Annotated in this window: 24 protein-coding genes; 16 read left to right on the top strand and 8 right to left on the bottom strand. The window is 41.7% G+C overall.

The window, feature by feature from the left end:
- Positions 1-52: 52 nt before the first annotated feature.
- Positions 53-1,543, bottom strand: a complete 1,491-nt coding sequence (locus DSM08_RS03015) for a hypothetical protein (protein WP_149524757.1) — start codon at positions 1,541-1,543, stop codon at positions 53-55.
- A gap of 130 nt (positions 1,544-1,673) precedes the next feature.
- Between DSM08_RS03015 and yiaA the strand changes: the two genes are divergently transcribed.
- From yiaA to DSM08_RS02990, 5 genes are all read left to right on the top strand, one after another.
- A complete protein-coding gene (yiaA, locus tag DSM08_RS03010) occupies positions 1,674-2,141 on the top strand; it encodes an inner membrane protein YiaA (protein WP_149524756.1) in 468 nt (155 codons plus the stop codon).
- Positions 2,142-2,228: 87 nt separating this feature from the next.
- Positions 2,229-3,176 carry a DUF2157 domain-containing protein gene (locus DSM08_RS03005; RefSeq protein ID WP_149524755.1) on the top strand — a complete coding sequence of 316 codons (948 nt, stop codon included), beginning with the start codon at positions 2,229-2,231 and terminating at the stop codon, positions 3,174-3,176.
- Positions 3,173-4,240, top strand: coding sequence for a DUF4401 domain-containing protein (locus DSM08_RS03000; RefSeq protein WP_149524754.1), 1,068 nt, complete (start codon positions 3,173-3,175; stop codon positions 4,238-4,240). Before DSM08_RS03005 ends, DSM08_RS03000 begins: the two co-directional genes overlap by 4 nt.
- Positions 4,227-4,721, top strand: coding sequence for a GDYXXLXY domain-containing protein (locus DSM08_RS02995; RefSeq protein ID WP_149524753.1), 495 nt, complete (start codon positions 4,227-4,229; stop codon positions 4,719-4,721). Before DSM08_RS03000 ends, DSM08_RS02995 begins: the two co-directional genes overlap by 14 nt.
- Before the next feature lie 600 nt (positions 4,722-5,321).
- Positions 5,322-5,990: an OmpW/AlkL family protein gene (locus tag DSM08_RS02990; protein WP_149524752.1), complete on the top strand. Its 669-nt coding sequence runs from the start codon at positions 5,322-5,324 to the stop codon at positions 5,988-5,990.
- A gap of 117 nt (positions 5,991-6,107) precedes the next feature.
- Here the strand turns inward: DSM08_RS02990 and DSM08_RS02985 are convergent, their stop codons facing one another.
- Complete coding sequence (locus tag DSM08_RS02985) at positions 6,108-6,482, bottom strand: DUF3127 domain-containing protein (RefSeq protein ID WP_149524751.1); 375 nt, start codon at positions 6,480-6,482, stop codon at positions 6,108-6,110.
- A 65-nt stretch (positions 6,483-6,547) separates the two neighbouring features.
- On the opposite strand from DSM08_RS02985, the gene DSM08_RS02980 reads away from it, so the two are divergent.
- The 11 genes from DSM08_RS02980 (at position 6,548) to DSM08_RS02930 (ending at position 16,042) form a co-directional block, all read left to right on the top strand.
- Positions 6,548-7,711, top strand: coding sequence for a THUMP domain-containing class I SAM-dependent RNA methyltransferase (locus DSM08_RS02980; protein ID WP_149524750.1), 1,164 nt, complete (start codon positions 6,548-6,550; stop codon positions 7,709-7,711).
- On the top strand, positions 7,689-8,357 hold the full coding sequence (locus DSM08_RS02975) for an HD domain-containing protein (RefSeq protein WP_149524749.1): 669 nt from the start codon (positions 7,689-7,691) through the stop codon (positions 8,355-8,357). The genes DSM08_RS02980 and DSM08_RS02975 overlap by 23 nt, the downstream gene beginning before the upstream one ends.
- A 156-nt stretch (positions 8,358-8,513) precedes the next feature.
- Positions 8,514-9,101: an RNA polymerase sigma factor gene (locus tag DSM08_RS02970; protein ID WP_149524748.1), complete on the top strand. Its 588-nt coding sequence runs from the start codon at positions 8,514-8,516 to the stop codon at positions 9,099-9,101.
- Between the two features lie 131 nt (positions 9,102-9,232).
- Positions 9,233-9,952 (top strand): FecR domain-containing protein, encoded by a 720-nt coding sequence (locus DSM08_RS02965; protein ID WP_149524747.1) that lies wholly within the window; start codon positions 9,233-9,235, stop codon positions 9,950-9,952.
- The gene (locus DSM08_RS02960; protein WP_149524746.1) at positions 9,931-10,242 is read left to right on the top strand and encodes a TlpA family protein disulfide reductase; all 312 of its coding nucleotides are present in this window, start codon (positions 9,931-9,933) and stop codon (positions 10,240-10,242) included. The genes DSM08_RS02965 and DSM08_RS02960 overlap by 22 nt, the downstream gene beginning before the upstream one ends.
- Before the next feature lie 120 nt (positions 10,243-10,362).
- Positions 10,363-11,217, top strand: coding sequence for a phosphodiester glycosidase family protein (locus tag DSM08_RS02955; RefSeq protein WP_149524745.1), 855 nt, complete (start codon positions 10,363-10,365; stop codon positions 11,215-11,217).
- Positions 11,218-11,229: 12 nt separating this feature from the next.
- Entirely contained in the window at positions 11,230-11,991 is a 762-nt protein-coding gene (locus tag DSM08_RS02950) for a glycerophosphodiester phosphodiesterase (protein ID WP_149524744.1), read from the top strand.
- Between the two features lies 1 nt (position 11,992).
- On the top strand, positions 11,993-12,844 hold the full coding sequence (locus DSM08_RS02945; RefSeq protein WP_149524743.1) for an endonuclease/exonuclease/phosphatase family protein: 852 nt from the start codon (positions 11,993-11,995) through the stop codon (positions 12,842-12,844).
- Positions 12,845-13,336: 492 nt separating this feature from the next.
- Positions 13,337-14,113 carry a DUF4197 domain-containing protein gene (locus DSM08_RS02940; protein ID WP_149524742.1) on the top strand — a complete coding sequence of 259 codons (777 nt, stop codon included), beginning with the start codon at positions 13,337-13,339 and terminating at the stop codon, positions 14,111-14,113.
- A gap of 30 nt (positions 14,114-14,143) precedes the next feature.
- Positions 14,144-15,397 carry a peptidase T gene (gene pepT / locus DSM08_RS02935; protein WP_149524741.1) on the top strand — a complete coding sequence of 418 codons (1,254 nt, stop codon included), beginning with the start codon at positions 14,144-14,146 and terminating at the stop codon, positions 15,395-15,397.
- 78 nt (positions 15,398-15,475) lie between these two features.
- Complete coding sequence (locus DSM08_RS02930; protein ID WP_149524740.1) at positions 15,476-16,042, top strand: nitroreductase family protein; 567 nt, start codon at positions 15,476-15,478, stop codon at positions 16,040-16,042.
- A 232-nt stretch (positions 16,043-16,274) separates the two neighbouring features.
- Here DSM08_RS02930 and DSM08_RS02925 read toward each other — a convergent pair whose 3' ends face one another.
- From DSM08_RS02925 to DSM08_RS02900, 6 genes are all read right to left on the bottom strand, one after another.
- Complete coding sequence (locus DSM08_RS02925) at positions 16,275-17,723, bottom strand: IS1182 family transposase (protein WP_149527614.1); 1,449 nt, start codon at positions 17,721-17,723, stop codon at positions 16,275-16,277.
- Between the two features lie 122 nt (positions 17,724-17,845).
- The gene (locus DSM08_RS02920; RefSeq protein ID WP_149524739.1) at positions 17,846-18,487 is read right to left on the bottom strand and encodes a hypothetical protein; all 642 of its coding nucleotides are present in this window, start codon (positions 18,485-18,487) and stop codon (positions 17,846-17,848) included.
- Positions 18,487-19,023, bottom strand: coding sequence for an RNA polymerase sigma factor (locus DSM08_RS02915; RefSeq protein WP_149524738.1), 537 nt, complete (start codon positions 19,021-19,023; stop codon positions 18,487-18,489). Before DSM08_RS02915 ends, DSM08_RS02920 begins: the two co-directional genes overlap by 1 nt.
- A gap of 172 nt (positions 19,024-19,195) precedes the next feature.
- Positions 19,196-20,887 (bottom strand): hypothetical protein, encoded by a 1,692-nt coding sequence (locus DSM08_RS02910; RefSeq protein ID WP_149524737.1) that lies wholly within the window; start codon positions 20,885-20,887, stop codon positions 19,196-19,198.
- A 16-nt stretch (positions 20,888-20,903) separates the two neighbouring features.
- Positions 20,904-21,338 (bottom strand): lipocalin family protein, encoded by a 435-nt coding sequence (locus DSM08_RS02905; protein WP_149524736.1) that lies wholly within the window; start codon positions 21,336-21,338, stop codon positions 20,904-20,906.
- A 178-nt stretch (positions 21,339-21,516) separates the two neighbouring features.
- Positions 21,517-22,770 carry a YeiH family protein gene (locus DSM08_RS02900; protein WP_149524735.1) on the bottom strand — a complete coding sequence of 418 codons (1,254 nt, stop codon included), beginning with the start codon at positions 22,768-22,770 and terminating at the stop codon, positions 21,517-21,519.
- Between the last annotated feature and the right edge of the window lie 14 nt (positions 22,771-22,784).

The raw sequence follows: 22,784 nt of genomic DNA, 5'->3' as shown, positions 1-22,784 counted from the left end.
GTCATTACGTCATTTTTATCGGTGAAAATTCCTAGGCCCAATTCCTCAATTTCTATACGGTTTCAATCAGCGACAGCGTCAGTTCATAAGCTGTCTTTTTCTCCCATTTCGCCATTAGCCACGCAATAAAGCTTAGGTTAAAGATATCTTTATTCGCGTCGATATCAACCATAGAAAGAACGGTATCCTGATAAGTTTGCTCGCTGACGATGTCAGGTTTTTGAATGGAGCGCTCAACCATGCTTAGGAAAACCATGACACGCTCCTCCTGAATGCTCAACAAATACTTCTTGTAGCGGCGTTTGAAACTATGCAGCCGCGAAACCGCCAGCTCCGTATTCTCGAATTGCAAATGCACCAAAATCTCCATCAAATTCTTTCGAATCGTCCACAGCATCCCCATCTTCTTCTCATACCAATGATCGGTATGTCCCAATTTCGCTAGATAGCTTAAGCTGCGCGAGTCCCGATGCTGCGCATAGAACATGGTCAGACTCAGATACAGATCGTCGATATCCTCTTGGCTGGATTTCTTAGTCGCATACGATAATCCTTTCTCAATCGCTTGGATACCTTCTTGAGGCTTCCCCGAAAAATGATAGTTCAATCCCAGCAGCAGTTGATACCGCAGCATAAACTGCTCTCTGTAAGATTTACTGCTATCCATCAATTCGTCCATCTGCGTTAAATAACTAATGCTTTCTGCAAACCTTTTATTGCGCAAATTGAAATTTGCTAGGTAATAAAGGATATAGAGATGATAATAGAGATGGCGCTCCTTCGGTTTTTCCAAGCCCTGAATGTATTGATACGTTTTCCGAACATATCTTTCGATCAATCCATAATTCTGATTGATGGCCGCATACTCGTTCGCGATATAGAGGATTTGATAGAGCGACTTATAATTCATCAGATCCAGCACCGCGATCTGATATTTCTTCAGTGTCGCTTCGATCAACTCCGTCAGGTTAACGATTTTCCCTTTCAGATGTATCTCCTGCAATTCCCGACGCAGGTAGGCATAGGCCATATGCATCTTCGCTTCCCGTTGCATATGCGTTTGGTTCAAAGTAAAACGATCTAATAAACGGTCTAAGGCTAAATCCCTATCCAAATGCGCATACTGCATACGCAACAAAAAGACTTCATTGACCAAACCAAACTGCTCTTCTTGAACGGCCAAACGCTCCGCACGATCCAAACATTTCAAACCAATCTTCGCAGCACTATTCTCCAATAAGAATCGAGCAACAACGAGGTTCCTCAGTATTTCGTAGACCGCGCTGTCTTTGCTTTCAAATGCGCGTTGCGAAAGGAATTGGAGCACATTATCCTGCAATCTTTTGCGAAGCGCATGATATGCATCTTTATTTTTTTGCTTTGAATATAATTTATTTATTGATTTTTTATCGTCAGTTTCTAAAAAATTGAACAAACGAATATTCTTGGCATCCTTGCGCTTATTTTTTCTGTTTAGAAAACTCTTAAAATCTGCTTTATCCTGATTATTAAGCAAGTCGATCAGCTGCGATAAATCATCCATACACTATAATTTCTTTCTAAATATATCAAAAATATCTCTTTTATATCGTCAGTATTTTAATGAAACTAAGTTTGCAAGCAGCCCGATTCCCCCGACCTTTACGTCGTATTAATCAACAAAAATTAAAAATATGGAACCGCTAAATATCCAATCAGAAGAAAACAACTTGACTCCAAAGGGGTCGGAAGGAACAAAGAATCCGTACAAACCGACAGCTGCCTTCGTAGGCGCCTCTTGGTTAGCATTAATTACAGGTGCTGTCGCATTTTGTATAGGATTATGGAATGCCGATATGGCACTCAATGAAAAAGGCTATTATTTTACCATTTTACTATTTGGATTATTTGCCGTTATCTCGGTACAGAAAAGCGTACGAGATAAAGCTGAAGGGTTGGCTGTAACTGAGATTTACTATAGCTTAAGCTGGTTTGCGACCATTGCCTCGATCGTATTATTGGTCGTTGGTCTGTGGAATGCTGACTTGACCTTAAGTGAAAAAGGATTCTACGGAATATCCTTTGTGCTCAGTGTTTTTGCTGCCATTGCCGTTCAGAAAAACACAAGAGACGCTAAGTTGGCAAACGAAAAGACCTTATAACTTAGCGGTTTCCCCGCAGTCCTTGCTTGTCGAGGCTGCGGGTTGTTTAAATAATTTTGGTAACTTAACCTATTAAATCCCCCTCTCATGAAGAGCATTAAACGCGAGGATATACATATCCTTGCAAAACATAGCGATCTATCAGAAACGCAAATTGAAAAGGCATTAAAAACCGAAGTATTCAACCAAAGAAACGATTGGTCTAATTTTCTAAAATATGCATTACTAGCGTTAGGCATTGGCTTTTTTGCTGCAGGCGTTATCTTCTTCTTTGCTTACAATTGGGACGAACTAGACAAATTCGCCAAACTTGGCCTCGTACAAATGCTAGTTATCGTTGTCTGCGTAATCGCCTTATTGCCAAAACTCACACCTAACACACGCAAAATATTACTGACAGGGGCTTCCCTATTGGTCGGCGTCATGTTTTCCGTGTTCGGGCAAATCTATCAGACCGGAGCAGATGCCTACGACTTTTTCCTTGCATGGACATTATTTATCGGCATTTGGGTGTTGATCAGCAATTTTCCACCCCTCTGGATACTGTTCCTAGGATTGGTCAATACCACCTTTATCCTGTATACGACACAAGTGACAAGGCATTGGGACGAAGGATTGAACTTTACCATCTTGTTTGTTCTCAACCTGATTCCGCTAGTTGCATCACATTTGATCAATCATTCTTGGAAAGGTGTAAGTATCCCAACATATTTCACCAATATTGTCGCTTTAGCGGCACTTACCTTTGCAACGATTGGGAATTTAGTCTACATCTTCGCCTCGAAGGCAGATTTCCCATATTTACCTCTACTAACGATCGCCTTTTATGGACTAGGAATTGGCTACGGAATTAAGCAGCGAAGTATCTTCTACTTATCCGCCATACCACTCAGCATCATCATCATACTGACAGGCTTGATTCTAGAAATCAGCAACTGGAAAGATTCCTATCTATTCGTCAGTTTATTTATTATCGCAAGCATCAGTTTGGTGGTCTACAATTTAATACACATGTTAAAAAAAGAATCGTCATGAAAAGTAGATTAAATTTCGACGAACTAACACAAAACCTTGGATGGTCGGAGGCAGCGCACAGTTTCGATCGGCAAGCAATAGAAACCGAATTCCAGGAACGTGATGAGACACAAAGTCTCCCAATCAAGATCCTATCTATTTTCGGTGGGCTTATGGCAAGCTCCACATTCACCGGATTCCTATTCACTTTTGGAATTTTGGAGAACAGAATCACGCAACTGATCTTCGGTCTGATCTTTCTTACGGGATCAATCTTCTTTAGCCGAAAGACTAAAATGCTGCTATTGGATACCATTGCGGTATCGGGTCTTATTCTTGGCTTTACACTGATAGGTCTTGCATTAGAAGATTACCGCCTGTCAGACGAATCAGCATTGCTAATCATCTGTATCCTCGCGACCGTCAGTATCAACTTCGTACGAAACTACATCATGACCTTCATATTGGTCCTGATTGCCTGCGGAACCTTGCTCGCGGCACTCAACCAAGCAGACTGGGATAACCTGTCCTATTTCTATGTCCCTGCGCTGGGCTTAGTTTTAGCTTACCTGTATATCAAAGAAGCCCGCATCATCAGTAAAAGAGACTTCTTTTCCATTCGATACAATCCCATCCGCACGGCACTAACTTTTTGCTTAATCATCGGGCTTATTTACCTAACGCTAGATCAGAAATTTATCCTTACAAACTATTATGCGTTGTCAAGTTCGCTATCCTTTATCGTACTCTGTTTTGTTGCGCTGCATTATGTTTTCGAGAAATTGGCCATCAGTAACAAGCGAACAATAGTCTTATTGTATTTGCTTTGTTTATGCTGCCTGCTGCCAACCCTATTTGCTCCTGCCATTTCCGGCGCTATATTTTTGATCTTAGTCAGCTTCTTGGCAAATTATAAGACCGGATTTGTACTAGGCATTTTACTTCTGCTCTATGCAGTTTCCAGGTTCTATTCCGATCTGGAGATTTCCTTGCTCAACAAATCAATCGCTATGATGATCTCCGGAGCATTCTTTATCATTCTATATTTTGTGAGCCTTAAATTAAGTCGTCATGAAGAAAATTAGCATCATACTCATCGTTGTCAACTTACTATTATTGTTGGCTTACTTCAACTATAGCATTGCGCAAAAAGAAGATACCCTCAAAGAAGGGAAATTAGTGCTGTTGGAATTAGCGCCCGTAGACCCTCGATCGCTGATGCAGGGCGATTACATGATGCTCAACTATAAACTGAACAGCAATGTACAGCCCGACAGCATCCCTCGTAGAGGGTATGCAGTCCTTAAATTAGATAACCATCAGGTAGGCGAATTACAAAGATTCCAAGCCGAAAAGGCCCCATTAGCACCCGGAGAAGTGTTGATCGCCTACACCAACCCAACACAATGGCGCGTAAATATCGGAGCGGAATCCTTCTTCTTCCAAGAAGGAACAGGCGAACGTTTCGAAAAAGCTAAATACGGTGCCCTAAAAGTCGATGACAATGGAAACAGCTTACTAATTGGCTTGTACGACGAAGATAAAAGAGAGATAAAATCTAAGTAAAGTCAAAGCTTAAGTTAACCCAATACAAAGCCCAATCAAACCCGCTCTCGAGCGGATTTGATTGGGCTTTGTATTGGGTTTGAAAGGGAAGAGCAATGGTTTTGAGTAGTTGCAGTTAGATTTTAGACATTAGATATAAGACATTAGAGTATTGGCTTTCGAAGTAGAAAGGGAAATTTGTTTTGAACGGAAGAAAGGTGGGGTTTAAGGATTGGCGATTCTGGCGTGTTGTCTTTCAACCAGGAAAGGAAGGATGAAAAGAATTACAGGATCCTGCTAATCCTAAAATCCTTCCTTTCCTGGTTCAAGACAATACCCTTTCAAATAAACTGTGCCCGATCCTGTCAATCCTTGCATCCTTCCTTTCCTGGTATTCAAAACAAAATTCCCTTTTCCAAACCCAAACGTCTAAAAAAAGGCAGGCCGCCATAGGTCTAAATACTAACTACTAACTTCTAAATACTTCCAAAAACAAATAGTATAAAGTTAATTAGTTCAAAATTGTTTAACTATTACATTATTTACTTACTATCCTGATATTCATCATTTATTTTGGGTTTATCTGACAATATATTTGTGGTATAACAAATCGTTATTGCAATGAAAAAACTATTATTAACTATTGCCGGCCTATTTGCAGTAGGCATGAGCTTTACACAAGCCCAAACAACAGATTTTAACAAGTGGCAGGTACGCTTACGTGGGGTTGCCGTTATTCCTACGCCATCTGCTGAAATCGCAACAATCGGTGGTGATGTTGACATCAACACTAAATTTATTCCAGAGCTAGATTTTACGTATTTCTTTACAAAGAACATTGCGGCAGAATTGATCTTAGGAACAACAAAACACAATGTTAATACAACAGGATCAAACTTAACTGCAATTGGTGGTGCGTCATCAGCAGAGGTTGATTTAGGTTCTGTTTGGTTACTTCCTCCAACATTGACAGCGCAATACCATTTCTATCCTGGAAAATTGGTTAAACCGTACGTTGGTGTGGGTGTGAACTATACAATATTCTATAATGTAGATGAAGGTGCCACAGTAAAAGGTGTAGACTACAAAAACAAATTTGGATTTGCTACACAGATCGGTACTGACATTAACATTACAGATAAATTCTTCCTTAACGTGGATGCTAAATACATCTTCTTGAAAACAGATGTTGACGTAGATGCTTCAAACTTAGCTGCTGGTTTAGCCATTCCGGCAACAGTAGACATCAATCCATTCTTAGTGGGAGTTGGTATTGGATATAAATTCTAGTAGCATATTATCAAAAGCGCTCCGGTCTAAGCTTGCTCTCTGCTGAAACCGGAGTTTTTTTACCCAAAAAAGGGGATCCCGTTCGGAGTCCCCTTTGCTATTATCTTTTCTTTCTAATTAGAAAGGTAAGTCGTCATCATCAGCGCCGCTCGAAGAAATATCTACCGGAGGCATATCAGCATAACCCGGTGCCGGTGCAGATGCTGCAGTGTTTGCCAATTTGGTAACACGCCAAGCTACTAAAGAGTTGAAGTAAGTTGTAACCCCTTCTTTGTTCGTCCAAGGACGACCACGAAGGTTGAAAGATACTTCTACATCTTCACCTACTGCAAGGTTATCAAATATATTAACGCGATCTTGAGTTGCCTCAAAGCGGATGTATTCTACAAATTGTGGGTTTTCAGCGTATGCAACAATCATATCTCTCTTTTTGAAAGATTCTGTAACTTGTTGTGTCGCGCCTACTTCATGTACTTTTCCTCTTATTTCCATAACTAAACTATTAAACCGTAAAATTAAACAATTTTTGCTAAGAGAATAAGTAACTTTGCAGAAATATGGCAGAAGTTTTCAACACCCAAAGCAAGGTTATCATTACCTGCAACCGTCGCTTATCTCCTTATCTGGAGCAAGAAGTGAAAGATTTAGGATTCGAAATTAAGCGTGCATTCAACACCGGCGTCGAGGTGAAAGCCTCTGTAAATGAGTGTATCAAGTTAAATTTAAACCTGCGCACAGCCAGCCAGGTATTGTATGAAATTAAATCGTTCAAGGCGAGTGATGCCAACGAACTATATAAGCAATTATTGGGGATCAGCTGGGAAGATATCATCCCGTTTGATGGCTACTTTTCCGTAACATCCAATGTACATAATGAAACGATCACCACGCCATTATTTGCCAATGTCAAGGTAAAAGATGCGATTGTGGATCGCATAAAAGATAAAAAAGGATTGCGTCCGAATACGGGGCCAGACCTATCAAAGGCTGTTATCCATCTGCACTGGATGGAAGACCGCGCGGAAATCTTTTTAGATACTTCCGGTGAAACCTTAGCGAAGCATGGCTACCGTAAGCATCCAGGGAAGGCACCGATGCTGGAAGCTTTAGCAACGGCTACCATCCTTGCCACGCAATGGGATGGGAAATCACCATTTGTAAACCCGATGTGTGGTTCAGGAACATTGGCGATTGAAGCAGCCTTGATTGCGCAGAATCGTAAACCCGGATTGCAGCGTATGAATTACTCATTCATGCATTTTATAGGCTACAACGAGGAGGTTTTCTTTGAGGAACGTCGTATCCTCAAAGAAATAACCGATAAACAGAACTTACCCCATATCATTGCTTCTGATATTTCGGCCGATGCGATTGAAATATCAAAATCAAATGCCCGGACCGCTGGTGTAGAGCATTTGATTGAATTTGAAGTTTGTGATTTTGCTGAAACTACAATTCCGGTGGGTGATGGCGTTATCATGTTCAACCCGGAATATGGCGAACGATTGGGCGTGCATAGCAAATTGGAGCTTACCTACAAGCGCATGGGCGACTTTTTGAAGCAGGATTGCAAAGGATACCGCGGTTATGTGTTTACGGGGAACCCGGATTTAGCGAAGAAAATCGGCTTACGTGCGTCTAGAAGATTCGAATTCTTCAATGGTAAATTAGACTGTCGTTTGTTACAATACGAGCTCTATGAAGGAACAAAAGAAAAGTAAGGACGAAATTCTCGACCTGACAGTCTCTTTTGTTCAGGACACATTGAAAGATGCCGAATCGGGTCACGATTGGTGGCATATTCAACGTGTATGGAACAATACCAAGCATATTCTGCAACACGAAAAAGCAGATCCCTTAGTCTGCGAGTTGACGGCTTTGTTGCATGATATTGCGGATAGCAAATTCCATGATGGCGATGAAACTATTGGTCCGCGGGTGGCTGGAGAATTCCTTCATTCCATTGGGGTCGAGCAGGAAATCATTGAACATGTGCAGCACATTATCCTGAATATGTCGTTCAAAGCGTCTCTGGGTGAAGTGACATTTCATTCCAAGGAATTAGAGGTTGTGCAGGATGCAGACCGATTGGATGCTATTGGAGCGATCGGGATTGCACGAGCATTTACCTATGGTGGATTTAAGAACCGAGAAATCTATAATCCGAATATTCCCGCACAATTAAATCAAGACAAGGAGTCGTATAAGAAAACGACAGCACCGACCATCAATCACTTCTACGAGAAATTGTTGCTGTTGAAAGATAAGATGAATACACCGACCGCAAAAGCGATTGCTGAGAAACGCCATGATTACATGGAAGGATTTTTGGAACAATTTTATGGCGAATGGAAAGGCGATCAATAAACAACGCATTCCTTCATTAAAAGATACTTTTAAGTAAAAGAAAACGGTTAGTCAAAGTTGACTAACCGTTTTCTTTTTGTTAAGATTTTAGTTAACCCTATTATAATTATCCAAATATTATATTTTTGTAACAATTAAATAAAATAAGATATAATATTGAAAGACAGCAATCTAGTAGACCACCCATTGATTTTGCAGCTAAGAGCAGGCGATCAAAGAGCTTTTACGAAGCTGTATGAAATGTACTCTCCTATCTTGCTACAGCGTTTAGACAGCTTGTTGCCCGATCAGGATATTATTCTAGAAATACATCAGACTGCTTTTATTCGAATTTGGTTTTACCGCAAGAATATTCTTAGCGAGAGCGGTATATGGCCCTTGCTACATCGCATTGCGCGAAATCTAGTCGTCGATTATTACCGGGAAGCATCCACCAATGAAGCGATCAAGCAGGCATTGTTGATGCAGGCCACACTTTTCTACGAACTCGAGGAAGCAGACGATTCGACAAGGTCCCTGATGGAACAACTGTACTCTGCGATCGACCGGTTACCGGAGAAAAGAAAAGCGATATTTATGCTCTGCAAATTTCAAGGCAAGTCTTATGAGGAAGCGGCCAAGCTACACGACGTGAGTATCGGAACGGTTAAGGACCATATGGCGAAGGCGATGCGATTCCTGCAGCAAGAATTGGGTCCTAAAATGTATAGCTTACTTCTTTCATTGTTGTCCTTCTGTATCTAATAGGAGTAAATTAAGCAGCATTTTATATTTTTTTTATTTTTCTTCTTCCTTCGAGCATAGACTTTCACCCCTCTTTCCGTATTACTAGTAATAGTAGGCTTCATCAAAGTCCATAACCGATTAATCCATTTATGAATACTTACGACAAACGAGAACTATTTAAGCGATTTCTTGCTGGCAAGTGCCACACGGATGAAGCAGCATGGCTCATCGAACAGTTTTCCGAGAAGGAGTTCAGTGATGCATGGAATGAATGTATCGAAGAGCACTTCCAAGAAGTGGATTTGGACGAGGAAGTGCTGCCTGCTTATCACAAGATATCAGCAAGAGAATATGAGCGTATCGAGGCTCATGTTTTTCCGCCGGAAAAGACCAAGAATCCGCGAGCACCTTACTTTCGATGGGTGGCCGTCGCTGCTGTTGTCGCCACTATCGGCTATTTCGGCTTTCTACAGTTTCGAGCAACGCAGGATTCCGATCATTTGGAAGAATCGCTGATCGCGCAACAGGATAGCATGGTATTTACTGAAGGTAGTATTTCGATGACTTTGCCGGACGGGTCGCAGGTGGAGCTTTCCGATGCTCAACAGCATGCAGACCTTTATGCGGCAGAAAAAGATAGTAGCGGAATTGCACAGTATAGAATAAAAGAACGACAAGATAAACTTCCTTATATACAACAGATTGCCGTTCCATCTCGAAAGATAGCCGCCATTGTGCTATCGGATGGTAGCAAGGTTTGGTTAAATGCTAACTCCAAGCTAAAGTATGATGCGAACTTTGTTGGACAAGAACGGGAAGTCTTCCTTGAGGGCGAAGCCTATTTTGTATTCAGGAATTCAAAACTTTAAAAACAGTTCATAACGAATACACCACAACGTATCCCTTTAAGATTATTGGTATCTCTATCGACCAAAACCCTGCTGCATGGCAAACAGCGTTAAAGCAACATCAGCTGCCTTGGACACAATTGTTAGATCAGCAAAAAGAAAAATCGATTGCTAGCGGATTGTTTGCTATCACTTCCATCCCTGCCACTTTTCTTCTGGACCAAGAGGGCAAGATCATTGCTAAAAACCTGAGAGGCGCAGAATTAGAAGAATTTCTGGCCACGCTTTTCAAAGAAAAAGAAGCAGAATAAAAGCAATTATTCAAGAATACTAAGCCAATTGCAACAATTTTATTAAAATTAAAACGCCCCAAAGCATTTTTAATAATAACTTAACATAATTTGGGTAACTTCGATAAAATGATTTAAACCATGCATCGAAGTTACCTTTTCAAGCTAAACTACCTATTCCTCCTATTTTTATCCTGTTCTATCCTCCACAGCCGGGCGCAGTCTTCCGATTCATTAACAGTCGTAAATAAGCACTGGACCGTGAAGAAAGTTGCTAAAGGAGTCACATGGAAGCAAGGACATTTCGACAATCTTTTCAACAGTGTGCAAGAAGTCAACTGGGTAGAAATTGATTTAAAGAAGCAAGGAAAACATCTCCATCTCGCTGCAGATGCCAAAACACTTAAACCAACCTCACAATTCGCTTTAAAAAATAATGCCTTGGTGGCTATCAATGGTGGCTTTTTCAATATGAAAGACGGCGGAGCCGTCGATTATATCAAGGTCGATGGACAGGTCGTCAACCCGACTGCCAAGAAATCCGACCGTGCAAATGCGGTCTTAAGCATCGACAAAAAGCGAGTGACCATTCAAGCTGCTTCGACAGACAATGTGGAAGAATCCCCAGCTCGAGACGTCATGCTATCCGGCCCCCTACTCCTCCAAAACACAAACCGCTACAACCTCAGCAATAACCCCTTCAACGATAACCGACACCCTCGGACAGCTATTGGCATTGCCAAAAAGAACAAACTGATCCTTTTGGTTGTCGATGGCAGAAATGCGCAGGCTCAAGGCATGAACCTCCATGAGCTAGCCTCGCTGATGAAATGGATTGGCGCACAAGACGCAATGAACCTTGACGGCGGTGGGAGCTCTACCCTTTTCGTTAACGGCGGAAGTCCCAACGACATCGTCAATTACCCATCAGACAACAAGAAATTTGACCACGAAGGACAAAGAAATGTGGCGAATATTATCTATCTTAAAAACTAACACCATTATAAAATGAAAAAAACCTTCTTACTAGTTGCTATGACTATAATTTTCCATGTCGGATTATTCGCGCAAACTTCAATCATCGCGCATCGTGGCGTTTGGAAAAACACACAGGTTCCGCAGAATTCCATTGCATCCTTAAATGGAGCGATCGAGCAGAAACTATGGGGATCAGAATTTGATGTGCATTTGACAAAGGATGATGTATTGGTCGTATGCCATGATCATGATTTTTACGGATTGGAAATCGAACAATTAACCTATCAAGAATTACTTGCGAAGAAGCATCCTAATGGCGAGTCGATTCCTACAGTAGAAGAGTATCTAGCAGCAGGTTTAAAACAAAAGAAAACCAAGTTGATTTACGAATTGAAAACAAGCAGAATCAGCAAAGAAAGAACCTTAAAAGCCGTAGAACTTTCCTTAGCCCTTGTAAAAAAGATGAAAGCTAAGAAAAGAGTGGAGTATATTGCATTCGATTGGGACGCTTGTTTAAAATTCCGCGAGCTTGATAAAAATTCAAAAGTGCATTATTTGAATGGTGATAAAACCCCGGCACAAGTCAAAGAAGCCAAACTGAGCGGTATAGATTACAACCTCAATGCGCTTAAAAAGAATCCAACTTGGATAAAAGAGAGCAAGGATTTAAGATTAAAGGTAAACGTTTGGACGGTCAACAACGAAGCCGATATGAAATACTTTTTGAACGAAAAAGTCGATTATATTACCACTGATGAACCAGAACTACTATCAAAAATAATGAGCAATTAACATGAAGAAAATCCTAATCAACCTAACCCTATTATTACTTGTCAGTTTCTCTTATGCTCAAAAGTTCAATGTCGCTACATTCAACGTAGCTACATTCAACATCCGCATGAAAACTAAAGCGGATACCGGCAACCTTTGGGATGTAAGAAAACATGCGGTAAACAACCTTATCAAATACCACGAATTCGACATTTTCGGCGTTCAAGAGGCTTTCAAAGAACAGTTAGATGATATGCTTACAGCACTTCCGAACTTTCAGTATGTCGGCGTAGGACGCGATGATGGCTCTAACAAAGGAGAACATTCCGCTATCCTATATAATACGAACCGCTTCAAGTTGATGAAAAATGGTACATTCTGGCTATCGGCCACCGACACGGAAAAACCTAACAAAGGTTGGGATGCTGCCCTACCCCGTATTTGTACTTGGGGAGTTTTCCAAGACAAAAACAATGGCAAGAAATTCATCCTAATGAATACCCACTTTGACCATATCGGTAAAGAAGCGCGCGTAGAAAGCGCAAAGCTGATGATGGCGAAAGCAAAAGAGCTAGCGAAAGACCTCCCTTTGATCATTACGGGCGACTTCAACGTGGATGAAAACAACCCTGCCTACTTCACCCTAGCAAAAAGCAATGTCGTACAAGATGTTTACGACCTATCCCCGATTATCTACGAACCCAATTCGACTTTTAACGCTTGGGGCAAAGATATCAAGGAAAAAGGACGTATAGACCATATTTTTATTAGCAAACCTTTCAAAGTATTAAAGTATGGCGTATTGACTGATACTTATCTAGGTCGCTACCCATCTGATCACTTTCCGGTTGCTGCAACCCTAAGCTGGAAGTAAACAACCCTAGAATTCACAAAAACATAGATAGAAAAGGAGCTCCCCAAACCGGGCAGCTCCTTTTTTATTGCATTTTTCTGCCCTTCCGCCCTACCTCGCTAAAACCATCCTAAAAAATCTCTACAACCCTCCTGCAACAACAACTAGAATTTCAACTGAACTAAATAACTAATCCAATTATTATTTATCCAGACAGCGATTACTTAAAGCCCTTTTAAACCCAATTCAAACCCCAATCAGAACCCATTCAAATTGGGTATGATTTGGGTTTGAATTGGGTATGATTAGATTTTGGATAAAATCTAATATATATCAGGACTAGACAATAGATATCAGACAATAGATGTTAGACCCGATCCTGTCAATCCTTGTGTCCTTCCTTTCCTGTTTCAGACAGCAAAAAAAACTATCCTAGTCCGCCTTAGGTCTAATGTCTTACATCTATTGTCTCACATCTAATATCAATCGCCTATTTTTACAAAAATTTTAACTATGAATAACTATCTCAAAATATCGTTGGGTGCAGCGGTACTGTTTCTATCAAGCTGCGAAAGTTTAAATACTGGTGGTTTCACTCTTCCTCCACAAGGAACGGGTACAACCAGTACAGGTTCCACGACAACTAATGCAGGAACTACTGGCGGCATTACGCAATCGGAAGCTAATCTAGGTGTTAAGCAAGCCCTTAGCAACGGACTAAACGAGAGTATCCGCGTGTTGTCATTAAAAGATGGTTTCTTAGGCGATGCGGCGGTGAAAATATTGATGCCGGAGGAAGCGAGAAAAGTAGAATCTGCACTTCGCGCGGTAGGGATGGGAAATCTTTGCGATCAATTCATCACGAGCATGAACCGCGCAGCGGAAACAGCCGTTAAGGAAGCATCATCTGTATTTGTGGGTTCTCTTTCGAGAATGACGGTTAATGATGCATTCAACATCCTTTTGAGCGGACAGCAAGATGCTGCTACGCAATTTTTCAAGAGAAGCACTACGGCGGAGTTAACGACGCGTTTCAGCCCTATCATACAATCTGCAATGGGCAAAAACAATGTTTCCACCTACTGGAATCAGTTAACGAGCGCATACAACAAATTACCATTAGGCAATAAAATCGAAACCGATTTGACGGCTTATGTTACACAACGAGCGATCTCGGGTCTTTTTGTGAAAGTTGCTGATCAGGAGCTTAAGATTCGTCAAAACTTGGGAGGATCGAGAAACTCTAGCATCTTGAATAAAGTATTCGGTTGGGCTGACCAACAAAAGTAAGATAGCGTAGAAATTTGTAGATTTGCCTTTATGGAAATTAACGATATAAAAGATTTTCAGGTCGCTGAAAATTTCACCAGATATGTACAGATTGATACGCAATCGGATGTAAACTCGACAACGGTTCCTTCTACTGAAAAACAGAAAAACCTTAGTCGTTTGCTTGTTGAAGAACTATTGGCAATCGGCATTGAAGATGCACATCTTGATGAGCTCGGTTATGTATATGCAACGATTCCTTCGAATACCGATAAAAAAGTACCGGTTATCTGCTTTTGTTCGCATGTTGACACCTCTCCTGACTCGTCAGGAACGGATGTTAAACCGATCATCCACCACAATTATCAAGGTCAAGACCTTGTGCTTCCCGATGATAACAAAATCGTAATTCGCCTGTCGGATCATCCTGATTTGAAGGATCAGATCGGAAACGATGTGGTTACTGCTAGCGGAAAAACCCTTCTTGGCGCTGATGATAAAGCTGGTGTGGCAGAAATTATGGATGCTGCGCGCATCCTGATGCAGAACCCTGAGATTAAACACGGTGATATCAAGATTCTTTTCACTCCTGATGAAGAAATCGGTCGTGGAGTTGACCATGCTGATCTTAAGAAATTAGGTGCAGATTACGGTTACACGATGGATGGGGAGCGCGCCGGCACCCTAGAGGATGAAACATTCTCTGCTGATGGCGTTCGCATCAAGATTGACGGTATTTCCATTCACCCGGGATACGCTAAGAACAAAATGGTCAATGCTTTAAAAATCGCTGCAGATTTGATCGACAGTCTTCCGAAAGATCGTCTTTCGCCGGAAACAACATCCGGAAAAGAAGGATTTGTACACCCTGTCCACATGACCGGTTCGGTAGAAGAGGCGACGATCGACTTCATTATCCGCGACCATGATACAAAGAAATTGGCAGAGCACGAAGCAGAATTAGAGGCTATTGCCAAAGAGGTAGTCGCTAAATATGCTGGTGCGAGCTTCACTTTCACGGTGAACGAGCAGTACCGCAACATGAAAGAGGTTTTGGATCAGCATCCGCGCGTGGTTGATATTGCGATGATGGGTATTGAGCGTGCCGGCATGAAAGCCGAAAAACGCAGTATCCGCGGAGGTACCGATGGCTCACGCTTATCGTTTATGGGACTTCCATGTCCGAATATCTTTGCTGGAGGTCATGCATTCCACGGTAAACAAGAATGGGTTTCGGTACAGGATATGCAAAAAGCGGTATTAACGATTTTACATATTGCTGCGCTTTGGGAAGAAGTGGCATAAGCCGAAATGACTGAGCAAAGACACATAATTAAGTTGCAAAAGGCTATCTTTAGCAATTAAAACAGTACACGAAAGGACATGCAAAACAACGAAGTATTAAAAGCGATTCAAACCAGAAGATCTGTATTCCAAACTTCATTCACGAATGAAGAGGTTAGCAGAGAAGATATATTAACGATTCTAGAAGCGGCAAACGCGGCTCCTACGCATAAGCGTACGCAGCCTTGGCGTTTCGTCATATTCCGTAAAGAAGGGCTATTGCGCCTAGGCGATGAACTTGCAAGCATTTACAAAAGCGTAACGCCGGCAGAGAAGTACACCGAATTGACGGAACAAAATATGGCGAAGAAAGCGACACAATCCAACGCGGCAATCGCAATCGTGGTGAACTATACAGGCGATGTGCCTGAATGGGAAGAACTATGCGCTACAGCGGCATCGGTGGAAAACATGTGGTTAGCAGCTCATTCCCTTGGTTTGGGCGGTTACTGGGCATCGCCAGGACTGATTAACCATATCGGTCCTTTCTTAAATCTAGAGCCTAATCAGAAATGTATCGGATTCTTCTACTTAGGACACCATGAGTCGGAAGAACGCGAACCAGTTCGCACACCGATCGAAGATAAAATCAGATGGGAGGAATAATCCCTAATGAAAAATAGGTGCTCTCGCGAGGAGGGCACTGAAAAAGCCTCAACTTTCTAATGAGACTTAAAGAAATGACTGAGTATAGGTTTTCCCCTACTCGGTCATTTTTGTTCAAAGGGTTTCTGGAAGTTTGTTTTTTATGAGCTTATTGAAGGTTTAAGCGACTAGGACTTGCTATTTGAGTTTTTAGCATTCCATCCAGGCTTTTTTGAGGCAATATCCCACCTTTTTATATCAATTTCAGGATTCTTTTCAGGTTTACGGTGAAGATGGCCATTGCGCCCTGCATTTCCATATTATGGATTCCATAAGCATCAGCTCTGCCATAGCCATGGACATTCTTGAGCTCACTGTTCTTGGCCTCGATCTTATACCTTTGCTTAGACTTGCTTCGATAATAATCGGTTTGCTGGAAAGCCATCTGATCCCTATGGAGTTCGGATTTTATGGAGACTGAATAGGATTTGGTTCTGGCCCCTTGCTTGTAACATCCGTCCCTAAGAGGACAGACCTTACATTTCTTCACATCAAAGTAATAGGTCTCCGTTTGATTTGTACCTTGTTCCTTCTTTCCCTGACGCGCCTTGCGGATGGCCAAATGTCCTGCGGGACAAACAAACATATCCGCATCTTTATTATAGTCAAACTTGTCTTTATCTTTCCTAAAGCCTTGGGTAATGGATGGATTTAATTTAGCGATGATATCAATGTTTTGTTCTTTTGCCAACTGAAGATTTTCTTTTCCCGAATACGCGGCATCACCTATTATTGTATCCACTTGCATTCCATTCTGCTGGCTGATCTCTAATAACCTAGGTAGTTCAGGGCCATCACCTTTTTCGCCTGTAGTAACGACCGCTGCTGTAATGATGCGTTCCTCAGTCATCGCCAGATGTGTTTTATAGCCAAAGAAACTGCTGTCCACTGACTTGTGTCCAAGTCTGGCCTCATCATCCTTAGAGAGCAGATAGTATTCTTTTGTGTCTTCAATGGTTTCCTTCAACAGATTCAGCTTTTCTTTCACAGCCGGTATTTCACTGATAGATTGATCTTCATCAAGGACCCTCTGTAATTCCCTGCAATAAGCAAGCTCTTGATCCAGGTCGTTGGATTCATTCTTTTGTGGTAGATTCCTCTTGTATTCCCCATCAATCTGATATATCGCTTTTCTTAATAGTTTGGAGCGTTCCCTGAGTACTGCCAATGCTGTGTGCGGATTCGATCTGGAAACGGTATGGGTCGCGTCTACGATAATAGACTTTGATTTTATAATGCCTTTTTCAAGAGCAATCATTACCGTCTTATTGATCAACAGGTTCAACAGATCCATATCTTTTAATCGTAGTTTGCGGAATTTGGTAAGCGAACTTGAATTGATCACATCCTCCTCTGGTGCCATTTCAAGAAAATATTTGAAGGACATATCATATCTGGAACGTTCAACGACATCTACATCCGAAACGGTGTAGATCGTTTTTAACAGAAGGTATTTGAACATCTTGATAGGGCTCTCCGCTGTACGGCCATTCGTCTGGCAATACTTAGCCAAAAGCTCGTCATAGATAAAACTGAAATCGATAAGATCGTTGATTTTTCGAAGTAGATTATCTTTTGGTACGATGATATCGTACAATCCTGAATAGGAACTGAACTGTATTTTTTGTTGGGTAGAGAGCATCCTGATGTCCATTAAAGCTTACCTTAAAATACGAAAAAGGGAGCAGAAAACTGCAGTTTTCGACTCCCTTTTTTAACCTTTATTTTCTAAGGGGACTTTTTCAGTGCCCTCCTCGCGAGCACCTATTTTTTTGAATCTATACGTATATCCAACTTCCCTACTTTTCCTATCCACCTCACCTTTTCCTGCAGGAAGCTGGCAACCGATATAGCCATGGTATTATTTGTATTCTTAATAAATTTAATATCCTGCGCTTCACCATCAATCAGATTAAACTCCAATTGCAATTCAGCGTCTCCAACGATATCTCTTAATTCTGCATTCAATTCCTCATTAAACATTTCCCATCCGCCTACAGGTACAGCATCCGAATCCGACAGTTGGCTCGTAGTCAGTCGCAGATGTTCTTCCATCAGCACCACCTCATTGGTTTTCTCCTTTGCCGGTTGGATGATAAACTTAAAGAATATCAAGGAGCAGGCTACTAAAAACAATACGGCACCTGCAGCACCTATGGTCAGCCTTTGCCAACCGTAGAAACGCTTATCTCGTTCGGCACTTCTTGTTTCCAAACGCTGCGCCAACCGCTGTTGCAAAATACTCAGCTGATGAACATCAACCCCATTTTGCGCTTTATAACCGTCGATGGCATCTTGTAGAAAAGGATCATTCAATGCCTCACGCTCCATCTCATACATCTCCTCCTTACTCATGAGCCCCATGACGTAATTATGAATTCTCGATAACTGGTAATTATTTTCCATTACTTCTTCTCCATACATATTTTCAGATTCCGCCTTCCGTTTTGGATATAGCTCTTCACTTTGGAGAGCTCAAACCCCGTCAGATCGACGATATCTTTATAACACTTTTGTTCTAAATAGAATAGTCGAATACACTGCGCCTGCTCGCTGGCCAAACCCGCTATACAGGTTTCCAACTTATCAAAATCCTGTTCCTCCCAACGATTCTCATCCTTGCTGCTCAGCTTTTGCTCGCTTTCATACAGGTTATCTTCTATATCTACCTTGGTGATCTGTTTATCTTTACGCAATTGCATCAAACAATAGTTGCGCGCATAAACATACAACCAACTCTTAAAATTATCGACCTCGTGCGTGCGTAATTTCACAATCAACTCGTCGAATATCTGCATCACCGCATCTTGACTCTGCTCTGCATCCTGAAGGTATTTAAAGCAAACACCATAGAGCAGAGACATATAGGGAGAATATAATTTCCCTAGACTATCCAAGTTGCCTGTTTGCCTGTAATGATGTAGCAGCTCTTTCTCGTTCATACTTGTTTACCTTCATCAATAAGATGATTCAAGATACGTAATTCCATAAATTATTTGCAAAATATCCTGATCTGGGCCGAAATGGCACTTATACTAATAAAAATGAGAGACTGTGTTAATCACAATCCCTCATTTTTTACACTTAATCTATTAAACTAAATTATCGCTAGTATTAAAAGTAAAACTTGATACTCGGACTGATGTATTTCAGGGTTGCATCTTTACCATTTTTAAATTTGGTTATTTGGTATTCGACATCGTTGATGACCTGCGTATCAGAAGTCGCATATAATGGCAAATACCCCATACCGTATCCAATACCCAGTTGGAAACCTTTTCCAAGACGGTAGCTCAAACCAAGTTTACCCGCTAAATAATAGGTAAAGCCACTAGGATTGATCTCTTCGTCGAAACGGCTCATGATCACTCCACCATGTATATCGGTCTCGATATTCGCATGCAGTCCTTTATACAGTCTAGGGTAAAGCGCAAAGCGAAATCCGACGGTGGCTACCTTGACGTCATCCTTGTACTTAAACTCCCCTGCTTCGTTGCCCGATTTCACGTATTCCATTTCATAACTTCGGCTAGGCAGGAAGTTCCACGAGATGGCAGAGGTGAATTGGAAAAGGTTATTGATAGCATCCTTGCTCATCGGCATGGTCACATAATACTGCCTAAACGCGCTGGTCTCACCTTCCTTTTTGGGTGAAAAGTTATATTCCAATTGGAATGCAAAATCAGCAACAAAATCCTGAGCGACACTCACCGCTTGGGTAACAACCGCCGCCGTAGTTTCATTATTCTCTAAGTACTGCTTGATATTCCTTATTTCCTGATCATACGGATTGCGTTGCAGATATTCGGCGCTGCTAGAGATCAAGCCCTGCACCATTTTCTCTTTACTAGCGCCAAATTGAGAGCCACCTAAGTTATATGCACCTCCAATAATTTGGTTGTAATTGGTTACAATATTATATCGCAATCGCGCGTCGTATTCACTAACGCTCATCGGCTTTTCTTCCTCTTTCTTCTTTTCTTCTTCTTTCTTCACTCCTTCCTCCTTCTCGTCTTCAGGATTTTCATCCTCTTTCGGCTCCTCCTCTTCTGCCTTCTTTTTATCCTCTGCTTCCTTGCGTTTTTTGTTTTCGATCAAGGATGCCAAACGGTTCTTTAAGTTAGCAAGGCTGCTGTACGAGGGATCAAGCTGTTCTACTAAACCAATCTTGGCACTTGCTAGCGCCACGTCTTCCGCACTGAGGGCACGACCAGCTTCCAAGGCAACTTCTGCGGCTCTCTTCTTGTCAGATCCTCCTTTCAAGAATCTTTCGATAGCAGCATTTGCAGCATCAAAGTTATCGATGTAGACCGAGTTGATAACGACATCGAGTTGTGGGCTCTGAACGGATCGCTTTAGAATATTCTTCTCGAACCATTCCGTCGTCACTCCTTCTTTAAACGGCTTGTTATTATCCCCTAATGCGCCCGAATTGTCTAAATAGCCCCCCACATTAATCTGAGCACCTTTGGAGTCGATTATCCTACCAGTATTATCTCTAGCGGTCAATTGCCCCGTCATACTCTTAACTCTGATCTGTTTGATTTCCGGGAACTGACTAGCCGAATATTTCTTCCCCTTATACACATACTCATCACCGATTTGAACATCCACCGGGTTCCAGCCGATCAGCAACATATCCCCGTATTTAAACATTCTGACGTTCAATCCGAATTGCACATACTGAATACCATTGCTTCCTGTGCCGTTGTAATAGCCTGACGTTTTAGTCGTATATTCCTGTCCGTATAAGCTATTGCCGACAAGAATAAACAACAAAATAAGACTGTAAATATTTCCTTTCATGACTTCTTAATTTAGGTTAATTCGATTTACGATACGTCACGCGGAAATAAGCTCCGGTCGTACTGCCCGAGTCCCAGGAAATAACTAGATCGCTAGCATTGAGCTTTTCAACGGTCCGAGGAAACTCTCCAGAGTATTTGGTATAAGTATAGGTCACGGTAGATTTGTCAGATGATAGTTTCCACGTACCGGATATTCCGGTGTTTGCGCCGGCACAGGCTCCTGAGGTTTGGTTAAACTGTCCGTCGGCACTGTAAGTTTGCTTTTCTTGCAATCTACAGGATAAATCGCTTACTGGAGCCCAAGTACCATTTACACCAGTCTTACGTTCATAATTCACCACTTGCCAAGTCCCCACAATTGGCGAGTCTTCTGTTTTGTCTTCATCTTTTTCACATGAGGTGAAAATACATAGCGCGAATAAGATGTAGAGGAATTTCATTGCTTTCATATTCTTAATATTTAGGATTAATTAATGAAGCAAAGCTATTTATCCGGTAAAATGCTGACAATACCGAACATTCGGTATTTTTTTGTGAAGCTTGCCTGAATACATCAAAAAAAAGGAAACAGCGCATTGCCGTTCCCTTCTATCTGTTTTGGAAAAACTCTTTTATAATGGCTATTGTTTAACCGAATAGTGCCATCGCAATCATCAGTGTAACGACGATATTGAAAGTCTGCGCTACGATAAATGCATACAAAGGCTTTTTGTTATCCTGTTTGAAAAGATCTTTGAAGTTTGTTTCCAGACCAATCGAAGTAAATGCGAGTGCAAACCACAATCCTTGGATACTTTTAAGACTATCCTTGACCATATTGTTAGCCTCCGGCGATACGATGAAAGAGAACATCAAAGACACGAATACGAAGCCTACTACAAACTTTGGAAACCTGTCCCAAATGAGTTTCAATGTAGGTTTATCCTTCTTCGTTTCATCGTCTACCGATTTAGAGTAGGTCCAGTAAATGCTAATAAAAAATGCCGCTATTCCTAACAATACATTCTGAGAAAACTTAACAATGGTACTGATCTTCAGCGCTTCTTCGCCCACTAATGAGCCTGATGCTACAACAGCACCCGTCGTGTCGATACTACCGCCCAACCATGCTCCCGTTACTTCCTGCGGCAGGTTCATCCATTCCGCAAGATAGGGCATGAAGATCATCATCGGGATAGCCGTAATAAGAACTAATGAAATGACATAGGAAAGCTTCTTCGTATCGCCTTTAATGGCTCCTGAGGTCGCTATAGCGGCAGATACGCCACAGATAGATACCGCACTAGACAACATAAGCGACATCTCTTTGTCGATTTTCAATTTACGACATACCCAGTAGGCAAAGTACCATACCGACACCACGACTAATAACGCCTGGATAAGGCCTAACGATCCTGCCTTTAGGATATCTCCAAAGATTACCGTAGTACCTAGAAGTACTAAACCGATCTTCACATAAAGCTCCGTGCTAAGTGCGTCCTTGAACCACTGCGGCAACTTAAAGCAGTTACTGATGATCAAACCGATGGCCAAGGAAAAAATAACAGCTTCTAGATTGTAATTCTTAACGGTCTCATTTCCTGCGATGATCAATGCTATCACCGTCAAGATCATCACGATAGGGAATACGATGAGCAGTGCTTTGAGATCTTTGCGAAGCAATACTGCCCCGACGATTGCTGTGATGTAGACTAACCCGAATTGGGCGCCTATAATTTTTAGATTATCAAGGCTTAACACCTTATTGGTCAATGCTGTCGAGTCGGCCCAGCTAAATGAAGGTTTGGGAATAATAACACCGGAAAGGGCCAGGATAATGATGGCAAGTCCTAAAATAACAACTACCCAATCTTCCGATATTGCAAATGGTTTAGTAGACATGAAAGTTTAAATTG

This window comes from Sphingobacterium hotanense (genome assembly GCF_008274825.1).
In the GTDB taxonomy this organism is placed as follows: Bacteria; Bacteroidota; Bacteroidia; order Sphingobacteriales; family Sphingobacteriaceae; genus Sphingobacterium; species Sphingobacterium hotanense.
Note: the sequence above shows the minus strand (reverse complement) of the source record. Positions and strands in the feature narration are given on the sequence as shown.